The 17,784-nt window shown below is 71.6% G+C and carries 9 protein-coding genes; 7 read left to right on the top strand and 2 right to left on the bottom strand.

Annotated elements, in window-relative coordinates; all coding sequences use genetic code 11:
• Window positions 1-11: 11 nt before the first annotated feature.
• Window positions 12-1,304: a DmpA family aminopeptidase gene (locus LXT23_RS35700; RefSeq protein ID WP_407692936.1), complete on the bottom strand. Its 1,293-nt coding sequence runs from the start codon at window positions 1,302-1,304 to the stop codon at window positions 12-14.
• Between the two features lie 121 nt (window positions 1,305-1,425).
• Between LXT23_RS35700 and LXT23_RS35695 the strand changes: the two genes are divergently transcribed.
• The 4 genes from LXT23_RS35695 to LXT23_RS35680 all read left to right on the top strand — a co-directional run bounded on the left by LXT23_RS35695 (window position 1,426) and on the right by LXT23_RS35680 (window position 8,306).
• Complete coding sequence (locus LXT23_RS35695; protein WP_253984867.1) at window positions 1,426-4,437, top strand: hypothetical protein; 3,012 nt, start codon at window positions 1,426-1,428, stop codon at window positions 4,435-4,437.
• Window positions 4,438-4,544: 107 nt separating this feature from the next.
• Window positions 4,545-5,348, top strand: a complete 804-nt coding sequence (locus tag LXT23_RS35690; protein ID WP_253984866.1) for a hypothetical protein — start codon at window positions 4,545-4,547, stop codon at window positions 5,346-5,348.
• Window positions 5,349-5,357: 9 nt separating this feature from the next.
• Entirely contained in the window at window positions 5,358-6,635 is a 1,278-nt protein-coding gene (locus LXT23_RS35685; protein ID WP_253984865.1) for a PKD domain-containing protein, read from the top strand.
• A 201-nt stretch (window positions 6,636-6,836) separates the two neighbouring features.
• Window positions 6,837-8,306, top strand: a complete 1,470-nt coding sequence (locus tag LXT23_RS35680) for a S28 family serine protease (protein WP_253984864.1) — start codon at window positions 6,837-6,839, stop codon at window positions 8,304-8,306.
• 35 nt (window positions 8,307-8,341) lie between these two features.
• Here LXT23_RS35680 and LXT23_RS35675 read toward each other — a convergent pair whose 3' ends face one another.
• A complete protein-coding gene (locus tag LXT23_RS35675; RefSeq protein WP_253984863.1) occupies window positions 8,342-10,975 on the bottom strand; it encodes a putative Ig domain-containing protein in 2,634 nt (877 codons plus the stop codon).
• A gap of 195 nt (window positions 10,976-11,170) precedes the next feature.
• Here LXT23_RS35675 and LXT23_RS35670 point away from each other — a divergent pair, with 195 nt between their 5' ends.
• Genes LXT23_RS35670 through LXT23_RS35660 form a run of 3 tightly spaced genes read left to right on the top strand, consistent with a single transcriptional unit; the run spans window position 11,171 to window position 17,754 of the window.
• Complete coding sequence (locus tag LXT23_RS35670) at window positions 11,171-12,574, top strand: 3' terminal RNA ribose 2'-O-methyltransferase Hen1 (protein WP_253984862.1); 1,404 nt, start codon at window positions 11,171-11,173, stop codon at window positions 12,572-12,574.
• Window positions 12,571-15,126, top strand: coding sequence for a polynucleotide kinase-phosphatase (locus tag LXT23_RS35665; RefSeq protein ID WP_253984861.1), 2,556 nt, complete (start codon window positions 12,571-12,573; stop codon window positions 15,124-15,126). Before LXT23_RS35670 ends, LXT23_RS35665 begins: the two co-directional genes overlap by 4 nt.
• Before the next feature lie 33 nt (window positions 15,127-15,159).
• Window positions 15,160-17,754 (top strand): hypothetical protein, encoded by a 2,595-nt coding sequence (locus tag LXT23_RS35660; protein WP_253984860.1) that lies wholly within the window; start codon window positions 15,160-15,162, stop codon window positions 17,752-17,754.
• The last annotated feature ends 30 nt before the right edge of the window (window positions 17,755-17,784 follow it).

Raw genomic sequence — 17,784 nt, 5'->3', positions numbered from 1 at the left:
GCCGTCCAGCGTCAAGGCGTGCGCTTCGGCGTCGCGGGCTTCTGGGGCTCGCGCGCCGGGGCGGGTGACAGCCGCCCGTACTTCTTCATGGCCTTCACCAGCCGGTCCTGGGGCAGGGCGAAGACGCGGACGCCCTTGGCGCCCGTCGTCGTCTCGGCGGCGAGCATGGCGTTGAGGATGGCCTCCTGCGTGGCCTGCACCGTGGCCTCGAAGAGCGGGGTGATGTGGTCGTTGTCGAGCATGGCCACGCTGGCGATGCGCGCCTGCGCGGCCGGCTTCAGCCGCTGCGTCGAGAAGGCGAGGAAGATGTCGCCCGAGTAGTTCTCCCCCAGGCCCCCCATCTTCCCGAGGCCCAGCGAGACGCGCCGGGCGATGCGCTTCAGCTGGTGCGGCAGCAGGGGCGCGTCCGTCCCGACGACGATGATGATGGAGCCCGCGCCCTCGTTCAGCGTCGGCCGGGTGACGCCGCTCGAGGCCGGGCAGGCCACCATGTTCCCGATGAAGGGCCCCTCCGGCTTCCGGGCGCCCACGTAGCAGGGCCGCAGGTCGGTGAGCTCCTCGCCCACCGGCACCCCCTCCACGGAGAGGAGCCGGCGCGCGCCGTAGTTGCACTGCACCAGCACGCCCACGGTGTGGCCGCCCTCGGCGTCGGGCAGCTTCCGGGAGGCGGTGCCGATACCGCCCTTGAAGCCGTGGCACATCATCCCCGTGCCGCCGCCCACCGCGCCCTCCGGGACGGGCCCGCCGCGAGCGGTGTCGAGCGCCTGATGGGCATGCTCGGCCTTCACGTGGAAGCCGTAGATGTCGTTGAGGAAGCCGTCCCAGGTCTCCGCCACCACGGGCAGGCCCAGGTCCCACGCGAGGTCCCGCTTCATCGCCCAGGTGATGACGCCGTCACGCACGGCGCCGATGTCGTTGGTGTTCGTCAGCATCACCGGCCCGGATAGCTGGCCCGACTCTTCCACCCAGTGCGTGCCCGTCAGCTCGCCATTGCCATTGAGGGCGAAGGTCGCGGCGAACACCGCCTCGGCGACGCCATCCTTGCCGCGAGGCAGCACGGCGGTGACGCCCGTCCGCACCGCGCGCTGGCCCGGCTCGCCGCGGTCCTCGCCGGAGATGAGCGTCGTGTGGCCCACCTCCACCCCCGGCACGTCTGTGATGGCGTTGTTGGGGCCAGTCCTCCCGCCGAAGGTGATGCCCAGGTCCCGGGCGCGGGGCTTTGCCTTCGCGGGGGCGGGCTGCGCGAGGCCCGCGCTCGCCAGGGTCATCGAAAGACAGAGCAGGACGGAGGGAAGAGCACGCATGCCGACTTCCTACACCAATGGCACGGGCGCCCATGCGCAAACGATGAGGAACGTGGTGGGCCTCAGCGGGTATCGTTCCGCCACCTCCCCTGTGCACGCTTCTCCGCGAGAAAGCCTTTCCATGCGTCTCATTCCCTCCATGGCCCTCGTGGCCCTGTCGCTCCTGGTGACCGCCGGGTGCGGTGATACTCCCGAGCCCATCGACCCTCCCGACTCCTCCTGTGGACCGGTGACCTGCGCGGGCTGCTGCGCCGAGGGTGTCTGCACGGCCGGCAATACCTTCCGGCTCTGTGGCACGGGCGGCGCCGCCTGTGGGGCGTGTGACCCCGGGGAGGAGTGTCAGGCGGGCGTCTGCTCGGAGCCCCAGGGGCAGCCGGATGGCGGAGCGGACGGAGGGGCTGACGGTGGTGCGGATGCCGGGGGGATTCCCGATGCGGGCGACACCGACGCGGGCCTGCCCGACGCGGGGCCCCAGGACACGTTCCTCCGCTTCGAGCCGCGCGGTGCCCGGCCCGTCGTTCCCGAGCCCAATGACCTGTTCATCAACCCGGGCACGGGCCTGGTGACCCTGCCGGTGGACCCGGGCACTTCTCCCGCTCAGCAGGAGTTCACGCGCGACTACCTCAACACCCTGGATGGCTTCCCGCTGTCGACCGTTGGCGGTGTCGAAGTCTCGGGCGAGCTCGACCCGCTCACCGTCACCGATACCACCGTCCGGCTGGTGAGAATCCAGGGGCCGGCCCCGGCCTCGGCGCCGGTGATCGGCTACAACCCGGACACGAACCGCATCTCCATCATCCCCCCGAGAGGTTGGGGCCGGGGCTCACGGTACGTGGTGGCGGTGCTCGGCGGCGAGCAGGGCGTGAAGGATGCACAGGGGCGGGCTGTCGTCGGCAGCCAGGCCTGGCAGTGGGTGCGCTCGGCCACGTCGCTGGTGGATGGCTCGGGCCGCAGCACGGTCTCCGGCCTGCCGGATGGGGATGCGCAGCAGCTGGAGCAACTGCGCGTGCTCTACGCGCCCCACCTGGCCACGCTCGCGGGCCAGGGCATTGCTCGCGAGGATGTGGCGCTGCTGTGGACCTTCACCACGGTGGGCCGCTCGGAGGTGAGCTTCGACCTCACCAACTTCGTTGCCCCATACCCCAGCAACCTGTTCCTGGCGGCCAACGGGACGGGGCTGAACCTTCCGGTGCCCAGGGCCTCGGAGAGCCCGTTCCTGAACGCGCTCTATACCGGCCTCAACACGCTGGATGGGTTCTCCACCACGGCGCCCATCGTCTCCGAGAACAGCCCGACGCAGGGGGCGCTGTCCTCCGGGCGCCTGGACGCGGCCTCGCTCGCGGACGGCACCCGGTTCGTGCGGCTGGGAGGCGAGGGCGTGGCGCCCTCCGTGACGGCGTGCCTCGACTGCACCTCCAGCCTCCATCCCGACGGCACCCGGCCGTCCAATCCCCAGGAACTCCAGTGGGTGCCGCAGCTGCCCCTGGAGGAGCGCACCACCTACGCGGCCGTCGTCACCACGGACCTGAAGGACACGGAGGGACGCCGCGTCATCCCCTCGGTGAACTGGGCGATGGTGCGGCTGGCGGCCCCGCTCGTGGATGCCCAGGGCCGGAGCACCCTGACCGGCCTGCCGGACGCGCTCGCGGTGGCCCTGGAGCCCATCCGCCTGGGGCAGAAGCCCGCCCTGGACCAGCTGGTGGCGCTGGGGCTGCCCCGCTCGCGCATTGCGCTGGCCACCGTGTTCCGCACCCAGACCACCCGGGAGTCCCTGGTGGCGCTCGCCGCCGTCGCCAACGACGTGCCCTCCGCGCCCGTCTACGTCGAGGACCGGTCGGTCACGATTTCCCACTTCGGCGTGCCCCATGACCGCCTGGGGCGGCTGTTCGACATCGGGATTTCCAACGCCAACCTCCTCACCGCGCCGGACGGCTCCTTCGGCACGCCGCAGGTGGCGCGGGCGGAGGTGGTGCTGACCGTCCCGAACACGCCCATGCCCGCGGCGGGCTGGCCCGTGGTCCTCTTCGCGCATGACTACGGGGGCAGCCGGTACCACCTGCTCCACATCGCCAACGCGCTGGCGCGCGCGGGCTTCGCCGCCGCCGCCATGGACCTGCCCCTGCATGGCGAGCGCAGCAGCTGCGCGGGAAGCCCGCCTCCGTACGACAACGACAATGCCTGCGCGAATCCGGGCAGTGAGGCGTGCGACAGGAACCCAGGGTCACCTTCCTACGGCCGCTGCGTGGCGAGCGGCTCCGGCGAGCGCGCGGTCTGCTCCACGTCGCCAGAAGGGCTGCACGGGGATGTGTTCTGTGGGGCCATCGGGCAGGGGCGCTGCCTGTCCACGGGCTCCGGCCAGGGCCTGTGCGAGGGCGGCTCGTTCATCGCGACGTCGCAGGCCCCGCGGCAACCCGCCATCTCCGGCTGGAACATGCTCCAGCCCACGAGCCCCTTCGCCGTGCGCGACAACCACCGGCAGGCCGTCGTCGACCTGACCCAGCTCGTCCGCGTGCTCCGCAGCCCGGAGCTCGCGTCGGGGCTGGGAGGCGTGAAGCTGGACACCTCGCGGCTCCACCTGGTGGGCGCGGGGCTGGGCGGCACGGTGGGAGCGCTCTTCCTGTCCGTGAATCCCGACGTCCAGCGCGGGGTGCTCAACACGCCGGGGACCGACCTGCAATCGCTGCTGCTGACGTCGCCCGCGCTGGCGGGCCAGCGGGCCGCGTATCTCGCGCTGCTGGCCTCGCAGGGACTCACCTCGGGGACTCCGCGCTTCGACGACGTGATGCGGCTGCACCGCCAGGTGTACGACTCCGCGGACCCGGTCAACGTGGCGCGGGCGCTGAAGGACCGCGCGGGCGTGCCCCCGGGACGGGATGTGTTCATCCAGTACATCGCGGGGGACCAGCTCATCCCCAACCCGCTGACGGAGCGGCTCATCGCCGCGGCGAACACCGGAGCGCAGAACGTCTGCCCTGCCTACAAGTGGGACGTGGCCTCGCTGCCCGAGCAGGTCCGTCACTCCTTCCTGCTGTACCGCGTGGGCGACGGGGCAGTGGCGGACGCCGCGCAGCAGCAGGTGGCGTCCTTCCTGTCGACCGGGGGGGTGGACCTGCCCGCCGTGGGTGCGCGCTGACCGAGGGCCCGAAAATCGACGGTCCTCCCGGGGACGGCTGACGGGCGGGGCCGGAGGCACGGTAGCCTCCGGCCTCCCTCGACGTCTCCACTCCCGGGAGCGCCTGCATGAGTCGCGGTATCCGCACCGTCGTCATGTCGTTGGGCCTGGTCCTCGCGCTGTCGGCCCCCGTGGCCCGTGCCGATGGCCTCTCCGTCATTCCCTACGGCGACAACTGCTGGGGCACCGGCACGGACGCGGACCGGGACGGGCTCAATGACGACTGCGAGTACCAGCTCGCGAAGTGGTTCATGCCGCTGTTCTGGTTCGACAGCGGCGAGAGCGGCACCGCCCGCCGGCCGTACTACGCCGTCAAGAGCGAGGCCTTCGCCACCCGCACGCTGCGCATCTTCTACCTGGACACCTTCTACGAGGACACCGGCGTCACCACCGGCCACGACGGCGACCCGGAGTTTCAAATCTTCGAGGTGCACTACTCCGGTGGGCGCTGGTACCTCGACTGGGCCTACCTGTCCGCGCACCGCAAGAGCGCGTGTGACTCGTCGGCCTGGTACTCGTTCGACCAGCTCGAGTACGACCTGAGCGACTCGCGCAACGGCTACCGCGGGTGGCCCGTCCTCTACATGGCCGAGGACAAGCACGCCGCCTACAACACCCTGTCCACGTGTGACAGGGGCTGCTTCTCCCAGGACTTCTGCAGCCGCACGACGTCGCAGTACCTCGACACCACGGCGAACAAGCTCGCCTCGCGGAACGTGGGCTCCACGGCCGTGCCGCTCATCAACTCCGTGGTCCTCAACGGGAAGACGGAGCGGCTGCTCGACGACGTGGAGTTCAAGGGCTGGGATGACCAGTGGTACCGGCCCAACTCCCAGGGCTACCGGCGCCACCTCAACGACTTCGGCTTCTGACGCACGCCCATGTCACCTGTTGTCCCTGGAAGTCGCAAAGGCAGGAGCCGTGCCCGCGTCATCGTGGGCCTGGTGTCGGGTGGGGTGCTGCTGGTCGTGGGCCTGGCGCTGGTGGTGCCCCGGGAGGTAGAGCCGCCGCTCCGGCCCACCAGCCTGGGCACCGTCGTGGCGGCGCCCGTGCGCGCGGCGGAGGTGGCTCCGAGCCCCGCCATCCGTGCGCGGCTGCGGCCGCCGGCGCACGCGCTCGTTCCGCCCGCCGCGACGGGCGAGGCCCTCTCCGAGGCGCTGAACGAGGAGCGGGTGGTGCTGGCGTCGAGCGCCGTCATCGAGGGCATCGACGCGGACCGTCCGTGGGTGTGCGCGGGTGAGCCGATGATGCTGTCGGCTCGCGTGGGAGGTGAGGCCGAGCCGGGCGCCGTCCAGCGGTGGGTGTGGCCGGGCGCGGAGGCGGGGGCGGAGCTGCAGCCCGGCTCGCGGCTCCAGTGGCGCGCTCCGGCCACTGCGGGCCGGTACTTCGTGCGCTTCCAGCTCTGCAAGGACCTGGGGGGCCGGCGCGTGGGCGTGCTCGCGGAGCAGCTCGTCGGCATCGACGTGCGCGCGTGCGGAAAGGGGGAGGGGCAGGCCGATGCGCTGCGCATCGAGGTCACCCAGCGAGGCAGCGGAGACTTCAGCTTCCAGGCGGTATCCCCGAACGCCTCCACCTCGTACGTGTGGGACTTCGGGGACGGAAATGCCGCGCTGACGAAGAGGCCTGCGGCGACGCATGGCTATGCGACGCAGGCACTGGGTGCACACGACGTGCGGGGATTCACTGTGAGGCTGTCCGCCCGTGGGGCGCGAGGCGAGCAGACCGCGACGGCATTCGTGCTGGTCCGGGGGCAGCCGCCGCCGGATGCGCCACCCCAGGCGCGCCTGAAGGTCGAGCGAGCGGCCGGGGCCTCCGTGGCGGAGGTCTGGCGGAGCGAGGTCCAGGTCGACGTGCTCGAAGGCGGCGACGTCAGCTGGGAGCGCGTGGAGCGGCTCACCGTCAGCTGGGATGACCAGGTGGACGTGCGCACCCGTGCGTGGCGCGAGGTCATCACCGTGGCGGAGGACCTGGGCCGTGGAGGCTTCCGGGGACACGTCACCGTGCTTCCCACCGAGGTGCGGCCAGAGGTGAAGCAGGTCATCGACTTCCTCCATGGCCGCGACGCGACAGGGCGGGAGGTGGCGCTGTCCTGGGCCGCCTACAAGGCCGAGCCCATGGGCCCGGCGCCTGGCACCTCGGAGCGGCCGCCGCCGAAGTAGCGCGGCGGGCGGTGGGCAGCGTCTTGCGGCGCGGCGTGCTGCCGCGGGCCCCCTTCGGCACGGCAGCTTCCTGCTCCTCGCCGTCAGGCCCTTGCCAGGCTCGGGGCGATATGCCGCCGAGGCCGCTGACGTTCTGACGGCGGGTCGCGTCGAGGGCGATGCATCCGGCTCCGCTCGGCCGGCGGCCCCGGAGACGTCACCATGAGTGGGACAGCATTCCTCGCCCGCGGGGCCTCGGCCCTGGCGGTCGTGTTGCTATTGCAGGCCTGTGGTGGGAGTGCGCCCTCGGAGCCTGGCCGCTCCGAAGACCCGGGCGCGTCCCGGGCCTCCGCGCTGGAGTCGGAGGACCTCGGGGAGCAGCTGCGCGCCGTCCCGGGGCTCACCGTGCTGCTGGACGTGTGGCTGTCGAACACGACGAAGGACACGCGCTTCTTCATCCTCGACTACGAGCAGCCGGCGGACCACCAGCGCCCCGAGGGCGAGCGGTTTCTCCAGCGCATGACGCTCCTCTACCGCTACCGGCCGGGGCCCACGCCGGTGGTGCTGCACACGCTCGGTTACGCGCTGACGCCCACGCCCACCCAGAGCGAGCCCACGCGGCTGCTGGCGGCCCACGAGCTGCGCGTCGAGCACCGCTTCTTCGGCACCTCGCGCCCGGCCTCCCACGACTGGAAGCGGCTCACCATCGAGCAGGCCGCGGCCGACCACCACCGCATCGTCCAGGCGCTGCGCCCGCTGCTGGGAGACGGCCGATGGCTGAGCACCGGCATCAGCAAGGGCGGCCAGGCGGCCACCTACCACCGCCACTTCTACCCGGACGACGTGGACGCCACCGTCGCCTATGTGACGCCCAACGTGCGCGGGGAGACGGACGTGCGGGCCGTGCGCTTCCTCGAGACGGTGGGCACCGACGCGGACTGCCGCGAGCGGCTCCGGGCCATCCAGCGGGCCGCGCTCACCCGGCGCGAGGAGCTGCTGCCCTTCGCGGCCGGGGTGGCGGCGAGCAGCGGCGCCACCTTCGACGTGCTCGGCTTGGACCGGGCGCTGGAGTTCTCCGTCCTGGAGCTGCCCTATTACTTCTGGCAGCTCGGGAGCCAGGCCCTCTGTCCGACGATTCCGGCTCCGGACGCGCCCGCCTCGGCGCTCTTCGACTTCGTCCAGCGCCGCACGTTCTTCACCGACAGCTTCGGGGACGCGGGGCTCCAGTCCCTTGCGCCCTACTACTACCAGGCGGCCACGCAGCTCGGCGCGCTGCGCTACGCGGAGCACCACCTGCACGGGCTGCTGCGCTACCCACGGCAGGACCTCCCCGCCCACCTGCCGCCGCTCGGTGTGCGGAAGCGGTTCGACGTCACCGCCATGCTGCGCGTGGGGCACTGGGTGCGCCACGCGGGCCAGCGGATGCTGTTCCTCTACGGCGAGGACGACCCGTGGTCCTCCGCCCCCTTCGAGGTGCGCGAGTCGAATGATGCGCTGCGCTTCGTCGTGCCCCGCGGCAACCACGGCGCGCGCCTCATGCAGCTCCCCGAGCCCGAGCGCACCGCCGCACTGGAGCGCCTCTTCCAGTGGGCTGGCCTGGCTCCGTCCGCGGCCCGACAGGGCCTGCCCGTGCATGAGGCCGACACCCGGCTGGAGGAGGGCTTCCTCGAGCCGTCGCACCGGCCGCTGTAGTCCGGACAGGGCGGGGCCGCCCGGAGCGGGCCGCGTCAGAACTCGGTGCCGTCCTGACGTGTGCCAGGGGACGAGGGCCGCCCGGAGGGCAGGTCGGTGTGCGGGAGGAATTCCGCGTCGAAGCTTCCATCCACGCTCCGATTCCTGGACACGCCCTCCACGCTGCCCTGATAGCCGTGGTGGTCCACCAGGCTGCCGTCTGGCGCCCGGATGCTCACGCTGTCGTCGTTGCCCAGGCCCAGCGTTCCGCTGCTGGCGGCCGCCGCATTGGTCCTTCCGGCCGGCAGCGCGGCGGCTCCACCGAAGACGACGTAGGCCTTGCGCGGGCCCAGCTTCAGCCCCGCGGGGAAGACGTGCCGCGCGTTGCTGGTGCCGTCCCACAAGGTCCAGCCGCCAAGGTCCATGGTGAAGGAGCTCGCGTTGACGACCTCGATGAACTCATAGGCGGAGTTGGGCGGGCCATTGGCGCCGGGTTCGTCCGCGAGGAACTCGTTGATGAACACCCGCGCGGGACCCCGGCGGACGGTGATGGGGTCGATGTTCGTGTCGGTGCGTGCCGGGTTTGCCACGTCCACGACGCGCACGTGCACTCTCACGGAGTCGAGGTCCGGCAGTGTCCACGCGTAGCTGCCATTCACCGCCGGCACCGAGGAGGCCAGCACGTCCCACTGCTCACCGCCGTTGAGGGTGGCTTCGACGCGGACCTGGCCCAGGCCGAAGGACGTCCAGGTGATGGGGAGCACGGTGCCGGCCTGGTACGCGCCTCCCAGGGGCGACTTGAGCCGGAGGAAGGGGCCGGTCTCCGCGCTGAAGGCATAGCGGCTGAGGACGGGGCGGTGGTCGCTCACGCGGTTGAGGACGTCGGGAATCTCGTTGTCCGCGTACAGGACGCGGGCCGAGCCGGCGACGTACCGGGCGGCCACCTCGTTGCTGGCCAGCGTGTGGTCGACGACGTTCTCGAAGCCGATGGTGGTGTCGTCTCCCGCGAGCGACAGCTCCCGGGTGATGAAGGTGTAGCGCTCGGCGTCGGACACCAGGTCCTGGTAGGGCGTGGGCAGCGGCGTGCCGGAGCCCGGGTCCAGGGAGATGGACTCGTCCACGTCGTCGTTCCAGTCACCCAGCACGAGCACGTGCCGCGTGGGCAGTTGCTGGTCCAGATACGTCTTGAGCGCTGCGCTGGCGCGCTGGCGCGCGTCCCGGGGGCCGGTGGGGTCGGAGCTGTTGGCCCGCATGTGGACGACGATGACCACCAGCGGCGTCTCCACGCCCTGAACCTCCGTGGTGAAGTCCACGCGCAGCGGCGGGCGGCTGCTGAAGTCCGCGAGCTGGTCCGTCAGGATGAGGCGCGCGCTCTGGAACGTGAGCGAGCTGTCGTAGAGGATGCCCGGCTTCTGGCTGCTGTTGCCGTAGGGAGACGTGCCGCCGGAGACGAAGGCGGTGTTGTTGGCCAGGAAGCCGCTGAAGCCGGGGAGCTGGGCCTTGAGCGTGTCGAAGTCGGCCGTGTCCACCATCTCCACCATGCCCCAGACGTTGGCCCCGGCGTCACGCATCACGTCGCGCGCGTAGGCAATCTGGAGGTCGTCGGAGGTGCCGCCGTCCGAGGCGGAGTTGGGAGGACCCTGCGTGTCGGAGCCGAAGTAGGTGAGGTTCCACTGGCCCACGGTGAACACCGGCGAGCCCGAGGTTCGCACGGTCAGCGTGAACTCGCGCGAAGTCGTCTGGGCGTTCACGTCCTGCGCGGTGACGACGAACGTGACGGTTCCCTCTTCAGCGGGCGTTCCGGAGATGACGCCCGAGGGGGAGAGGGTGAGCCCGGCGGGCAGGGTACCGACAGAGACGCTCCACCTCAGCGGTGCGAGTCCACCCACAGCGGTGAGGGTGAGCTCGTAGGGCTCGCCCCGCGTGCCCTGGGTCAGCACGTTGGTGGTGATGGCGAGGCGCAGCTGGACGGTGAAGCTGACGGCGCGCGTGGCCGTCACTCCGTTGGCGTCCGTGGCGGTGACATTGGAGGAGAAGGTTCCGGCCTGGCTGAGCGTGCCCTCGAGGACGCCGGCCGGCGTCAGCGTCAGGCCCGGGGGCAGCGTGTCGGCAGTGAAGGAGAAGGGCCCCTTGCCTCCGGACACCCGGAACGTCAGCGACACGTCGTCGCCCACGGAGTTCTGCTGGCCAGGCACCGCGGCGAGGTCAGGAGCCGCGTAGGTGGTGAGCGAGACGGGCCCCCGGACGGAGACACCCGTGGAGTCCCGCACGCTCACGGTCAGGGCTTCTCCGCCGACCGTGGCCGGAGTGCCGGACAGCACGCCCTCGAGGGAGAGCGTCAGGCCGGCGGGCGGCGTTCCCGTCGCCAGCGTCCACTCGTAGGGCGGAACACCGCCGACCGCCGCAAGGGTGGCCGAGTACGCCCGGCCCGCGTACCCATCCGGCAGGATGCTCGACGTGACGGCGAGGTCCGTGCCCGCGTCGGTGCCCGCATCGGTGTCGGGGCCCGCGTCCGTGTCGGGGCCCGCGTCCGTGTCGGGGCCCGCGTCCGTGTCGGGGCCTGCGTCCTGCTCGGAGCCGGCATCCCGGGTGACTCCGCTGTCCACCGGTCCGGGGGTGGGGTCGGGGTCGGAGCAGGCGGAAAGCAGGAGGAGGACGAGCAGCGGCGCGAGCGCGCGGGGGGACGACATGGACGACTCCGAGGGGCTGGGAACGACGTTCGAGGCGCGCGGCGACTTTAGTCGGTTTCGCCCAGGGCCGCGCCGCACCTGTCAGGACCGTGCCGGACCCGGCGTCTGCGGCCCGGGCCGCGCCGAGACGTGCTGCTCCCGGGCCTCCGATTCCACCTGGCCCCACTGCTGGCGAAGGCCAGCGTCTGGACCTGAATGCTCCTGACCCTCTCGACGACCCACGCGCCCGCGACCGACCTGGGCTACCTGCTGCACAAGAGCCCGCACAAGGCGCAGTCGTTCGCGTTGCCCTTCGGAGAGGGCCATGTCTTCTACCCGGAGGCGACCTCAGAGCGGTGCACGGCCGCGCTCCTGCTGGAGGTGGACCCGGTCGCGCTCGTGCGGAGCCGCAAGGGGCCTCCGGGTGAGGGCGGAGCGCTGGAGCAGTACGTCAACGACAGGCCCTATGTGGCCTCGTCCTTCCTGAGCGTGGCGCTGTCGCGCATCTTCGGCGCCGCCATGTCTGGCCGCAGTCGCGAGCGTCCCGAGCTGGCCGCCCAGCCACTGCCGCTGACGGCCCGGCTGTCCGTGCTCCCCTGCCGGGGAGGCGAGGGCTTCCTCCGACGCCTCTTCGAGCCGCTGGGCTACACCGTGACGGCCACCCGGCACGCCCTGGATGAGACCGTCCCGGAGTGGGGCGCCAGCCGGTACTTCACCGTCACCCTGGAGGGGCTCAAGCCGCTGGGCGACCTGCTCAGCCATCTGTACGTGCTCGTGCCGGTGCTCGACGACGACAAGCACTACTGGGTGACGGAGGACGAAATCGACAAGCTCCTCCGCCATGGCGAAGGGTGGCTGGCGGCGCACCCGGAGCGGGAGGCCATCACCCTTCGCTACCTGCGCCACCAGCGCGGCCTCGCACGAGAGGCCCTGGACCGGCTCGCGGCGGTGGAGGAGGCCGGCGAGCCCGAGGCCGTCGAGTCCGCGCGCGATGAGGAGGAGGCCACGCTGGAGCGACGCGTGAGCCTGGACGAGCAGCGCCGCGAGGCCGTGGTAGCCGTCCTGGTGGAGCATGGCGTGACGCGCGTGGTGGACGTGGGCTGTGGCGAGGGCAAGCTGCTCAAGGCGCTCCTGAAGGAGCGGCGGTTCACCGGCATCACCGGTATGGACGTGTCCATCCGGGCCCTGGAGCGGGCGAAGGAGCGCCTGGGCTGGGAGCGGCTCCCGGACCTACAGCGGCAGCGGCTCCAGCTCCTGCACGGCTCGCTGGTGTACCGCGACAAGCGGCTCGCGGGGTACGAGGCCGCCACGGTGGTGGAGGTCATCGAGCACCTGGACCCGCTGCGCCTGGCCGCCTTCGAGCGCGTCCTCTTCGAGGAGGCCCGGCCTGGCGTGGTGGTGCTCACCACTCCCAACGCGGAGTTCAACGTGCGCTTCGAGGGCCTGGCCCCGGGGCGCTTCCGGCACCGGGACCACCGCTTCGAGTGGACGCGGGCGGAGCTCGAGACGTGGGCGCGGGGCGTGGCCGGGCGGTGCGGCTACGGCGTGCGCTTCTCCCCGGTAGGTCCGGTGGACGCGGAGGTCGGCGCTCCGACCCAGATGGCGGTGTTCACGCGATGAAGCTCTCCCTTCCCGAGCTGTCCCTCGTCCTGCTCGTCGGTCCGTCCGGCGCCGGCAAGTCCACCTTCGCGCGCCGGCACTTCCGGGAGACGGAGGTGCTGTCGTCCGACACGTGCCGTGGGCTCGTGGCCGACGATGAGAATGCGCAGGACGCCACGGTGGACGCCTTCGAGGTGCTCCGCTTCGTCGCCGCGAAGCGGCTGGCGCGGGGGCTCCTGACGGTCATCGACGCGACCAACACGCAGCCGGAGGCGCGCAAGCCGCTGGTGGCGCTGGCCCGCGAGTACCACGTGCTGCCCGTGGCCCTCGTCCTCGACGTCCCGGAGAGGACCTGCCACGCGCGCAACCAGTCCCGGCCGGACCGCCAGTTCGGCGGGCACGTGGTCCGCAGCCAGCTCCAGCAGCTCCACCGCTCCCTGCGGGGCCTGGAGCGCGAGGGCTTCCGTCACGTCCACATCCTGAAGCCCGAGCACCTGGATGCGGTCCAGGTGGAGCGACAGCCGCTGTGGAACAACCGGAAGCACGAGACGGGGCCGTTCGACATCATCGGCGACATCCACGGCTGCCTGGACGAGCTGCTCGCGCTGCTGACGCGCCTGGGCTACGCGGTGTCGCGGCGCGAGGTCGGCTTCGACGTGCGCCCTCCGGAGGGCCGCAAGGCGGTGTTCCTGGGTGACCTGGTGGACCGGGGCCCGGACATTCCCGGCGTGCTGCGGCTGGTGATGGGCATGGTGGAGGCGGGCACGGCGCTGTGCGTACCGGGCAACCACGAGACCAAGCTGCTGCGGAAGCTGCGGGGCAAGGACGTGAAGCTGTCCCATGGCCTGGCGCAGACGCTGGAGCAGCTCGAGCGCGAGCCGCCCGAGTGGCGCGCGAAGGTGGCGGACTTCATTGATGGGCTGGTGTCGCACTATGTGCTGGATGGCGGGCGGCTCGTCGTCGCGCACGCAGGGCTGAAGGAGTCGATGCAGGGGCGCGGCTCGGGGAAGGTGCGTGAGTTCTGCCTCTACGGAGAGACGACGGGCGAGACGGACGAGTACGGGCTGCCGGTGCGTCACGACTGGGCCGCCGGGTACCGAGGCAAGGCGATGGTGGTGTACGGCCACACGCCGGTGCCCGAGGCGGAGTGGCTGAACAACACCCTCTGCGTGGACACGGGCTGCGTCTACGGCGGCAAGCTGACGGCGCTGCGCTACCCGGAGAAGGAGCGGGTGTCGGTGCCCGCGGCGCGCGTCTACTGCGAGCCGGTGAAGCCGCTGGGGGCGGTGGCGCCCATGCTGCCGGCCGTCTCCGCGCAGCAGCAGCATGACGACGTGCTGGATATCGAAGACGTGCTGGGCAAGCGCATCGTCAACACCCGGCTCATCCAGAGCGTCACCGTGCGCGAGGAGAACGCCACGGCGGCGCTGGAGGCGATGAGCCGCTTCGCGCTGCACCCGAAGTGGCTCGTCTACCTGCCGCCCACCATGTCTCCGCCGGCCACGCGCCGGGAGGCCGGGCTGCTGGAGCACCCGGCCGAGGCCTTCGGCTACTACCGGCACGAGGGCGTGGTGAAGGTCATCTGCGAGGAGAAGCACATGGGCTCGCGGGCCGTCGTCGTGGTGTGTCGCGACGCGGAGGTGGCCCGGCGGCGGTTCGGAGTCACCGGGGGCGAGGTGGGCGCCTGCTACACGCGGACCGGGCGGCGCTTCTTCAACGACGTGTCACTGGAAGCCGCGTTCCTGGCCCGGCTGCAGACCGCCTTCGAGCGCTCTGGCTTCTGGGAGGAACACGGCACCGACTGGGCCTGCCTGGACTGTGAGCTGATGCCCTGGTCGCTCAAGGCTCAGGAGCTGGTGAAGGAGCAGTACGCGGCGGTGGGGTCGGCGGCCCGGGCCTCGCTGGCGGAGGCGCTGGCGGGGTTGGAGCAGGCCGGGGGCCGGGGCGTGGAGCTGGGCGACCTGGCGCTGAGGTTCGAGGACAAGGTGCACAGCGTGGACCGGTACGTCGCGGCGTATCGCCGCTACTGCTGGCCGGTGCAGTCGCTGGAGGGTGTGCGGCTGGCTCCGTTCCACCTCCTGGCGACGGAGGGGGCCGTGCACGTGGACAAGGACCACGTGTGGCACCTGGAGACGCTGGCGAAGGTGTGCCGCGCGGACGAAGGCCTCTTGCTGGCGACGCGCTACCGCGTGGTGGACCTGTCGGACGCGCAGTCCGTGGAGGAGGGCACCCGGTGGTGGGAGGCGCTCACGTCAGCGGGCGGGGAGGGGATGGTGGTGAAGCCGCTGTCCTTCGTCGCGCGTGGCGGCAAGGGGCTGCTCCAGCCGGCCATCAAGTGCCGGGGCAAGGACTACCTGCGCATCATCTACGGCCCGGAGTACACCGCCATGCCGAACCTGGAGCGCCTGCGTGAGCGGGGGCTGTCCACCAAGCGCTCCCTCGCGCTGCGCGAACTGGCGCTCGGCATCGAGTCGCTGGAGCGGTTCGTCCGGAAGGAGCCGCTGCGCCGCGTCCACGAGTGCGTCTTTGGCGTGCTCGCGCTGGAGAGCGAGCCGGTGGACCCCCGGTTGTAGCGGGCAGCGACTCGTGGGAGGAGTGGACACGACATGCGCCGGTGGGTGTGCATCCTCAGGGAACCGTCGGGACTGGTGGCCCTCGTCGTCTCCGACGGGGCCGAGGGCCTTTCCCGTGTCCCACTGCGGGAGCTGACCGACGCCGAGGCCCCCGGCCGGGCCTCGCTCCTGGCTTCGTGGGACGCGCTGGGGCAGGCGCGTGGAGCGACGGCTGACACGCTGGTGCATGTCCTCTGGGTGTTGCTGAGCACGGCGCCAGGGGATGAGGCCCCCTCGCGTTCGCTGGGGCATCCCTGGGTGGAGCCGCCCCCCGCGCCGTTCCGCCGGACGGCGGCCCACCCACGTGGGTACCGGGGCACGCTCCATCAGCCGCCCAAGCGAAGGCAGCCGGAAGTCCTCGACGTGCGGCCGTACCTTCTCCACCGCCGCGACATCCAGGCGTTGCTCCAGGCCCTGCGGCCCTGCATGGAGGAGGCCGTGGGTCGCCTGGTGGAGTGCGGGTGGTCCGAGGCCCGGCTGCGGCGTGTCGTGGCTGCGCTGGAGTCCGCGGGACGCGCGGAGGCCGCGCTCGTCTACCACCATGGCTACACCGACTCGCGAGGCGCGGAGCTTCCAGCTTCCTTCGTGCGCCTGGGGCAGTTGCTGAGGGACGCCCCAGAGAGCAGCTTCGCGCGCCTCGTGGCGTTGCGTGGAAGGCTGGGCATCGATACCCAGCCGGCCGTCCTGGTGGCCGCGGCGCGACTGCTCCTTCGCTGGGACGCGACGCGAGGCATTGCCTGGCTGGAGGTCGCGGCGGGGCTGAAGCCCGAGTCCCAGGTTCCCCTGCTCTCGGCGCTCCTGGAACCCGGGGTGGAGCGCGCGGAGGCGAGCGCGTACGACCTGGACGTGGAAGTGCTCGTCGAGCGCGCGTTCGTCTGGCGCGTGCAGTACCTCCAGGGGCTCGCGGCCGGGTACTCGCGTGACTATCTCGCGAGCGGGTTCCGGCTCCTCACCGTCTGGGGCTTCGGCCCCCTGGGGTGGCTTGAGTGGCCCGCGAAGAGCGGACGGGTACCGGAAGCGTGCCTCATCCAGCTCGGCGACCACCTGGAGTCCGGGCTCGCCTCGCTGCCCATTCTCTGGGCGCTGTGCGGCGACCTTCCAGGCTTCGCGGACGTTCTCGAAGTCATTCCCTGGACGGAGCTGACACCCGCGGCCGCCTACGAGCTGGTGGAATTGCTGACGACCCTCTGGGACACGCGTGTGGAGCGCGAGGCACGCCTTCGCTGGTGGAGTGCGGCCCGCCGTGTCCTGCCCACGCTGCTCCAGCAGCTTCGCCGAACGCCCGCGAGCCATCAGGCCCGCTGCGTGCACATGTTCTGCAACGTGGTGGCGGTCGGTCCTCCCGCCTGGCTGGTGCCTGAGTATCAGGTGCCCACCGTGCTCGCGTTCTCGGAGCGCGTGTGTCGCGCACCGTTCCAGGAGGTGGACCGCCTGTCCTTCGCGCTGGAGGCCCTGCTCGTGCACCCGGAGCAGGACGTGCGCCAGCGCCTGCTGACCTGCTCCGAGCGCAGCCTGCTCCGGTTCGAGCACTGCTGCGCCCGAGGGAGCCTGGCCGGGCTGGTGGGAGACGGGATGGCCCTGCTGGCTCCCCGGGACGCGAGGCTGGTGCTCGATGCACTCGAGCGCTTCCCCGACGTGCTTGGGCGGACGGCACAGTTGCTGGGCACGTTGCGCCACCACGTGGGGCGCGAGCTGCTGGCGGACTTCGCCCGTCATCCCCTGGTGAGAGAGGACCCCTTTGCCCTGCCTCCGGCGCGGATGGTCTCCCTGCTGCGGGAGCACTGCGCGGAGGGCGTGGAGAGCCCGCTGCCGAGGAAGGCACGGCTTGCGCTGGAAGAGGGCCGCGAGCTTCCACCCGGGCAGCTCGCGAGAGCGCTCCGCGTCGCCTCCGAGCAGCTTCCCCGCCTGCGACTCCAGCTCCTCGCGCGAAGGGTGCTGGATCGCCTGCGCGGCGCGCTGCCGGCGGATGCCCGGGACTCACGTGTCCGCCACGCATTGCAGATGGCGAGCCTCATCGGTGACAACCGGCGGGCGCTGCGACGGTTGCTGGCGCGCTGGTTCGCGGGGGAGCGGGACTTCGTGACGCGGCATCCCCGCTCTCGGGAGTGGTTCGAGCGCCATCCCCGGGTGGACGCGGGGCGCTGGCTGACGGGGCTGGTGCTGCGGCGGGAGGTGCCCGGAGTGGGGCAGGTGACGCTGGCGCTCGAGCAGGATGCGCTGGAGGCGCTGCGACTGGGAACGCTGGTCGGGAGCTGCCTGGGCCTCAATGGGAGCTGCGACTACTCGGCCGCGAGCGTGGTGCTGGACGTGAACAAGCGGGTCCTCTACGCGCGGGACTCACGAGGGCAGGTCCTGGCCCGACAGCTCCTGGCCATCTCGAAGGACGACACGCTGGTGCCATTCAATGTGTACCCGGAGCGCACGCCGCCGGCGCTCCAGGCGCTGTTCCTCGACTACGACCTGGCCTTCGCCGAGGCGCTCGGGTTGCCGCTGTCTGACGGGCCGTACGAGCCGGAAGTGGAGAACATCCTCTCCGACTCCTTCTGGCATGACGGCGCCTGGGAGCTGGGCGGGCCCGAGGACGCCTGAGGCCGGAGGTGTGCGTGCTATGCAGCCGGC

The organism is Pyxidicoccus xibeiensis (assembly GCF_024198175.1).
GTDB classification, from domain to species: domain Bacteria; phylum Myxococcota; class Myxococcia; order Myxococcales; family Myxococcaceae; genus Myxococcus; species Myxococcus xibeiensis.
Note: the sequence above shows the minus strand (reverse complement) of the source record. Positions and strands in the feature narration are given on the sequence as shown.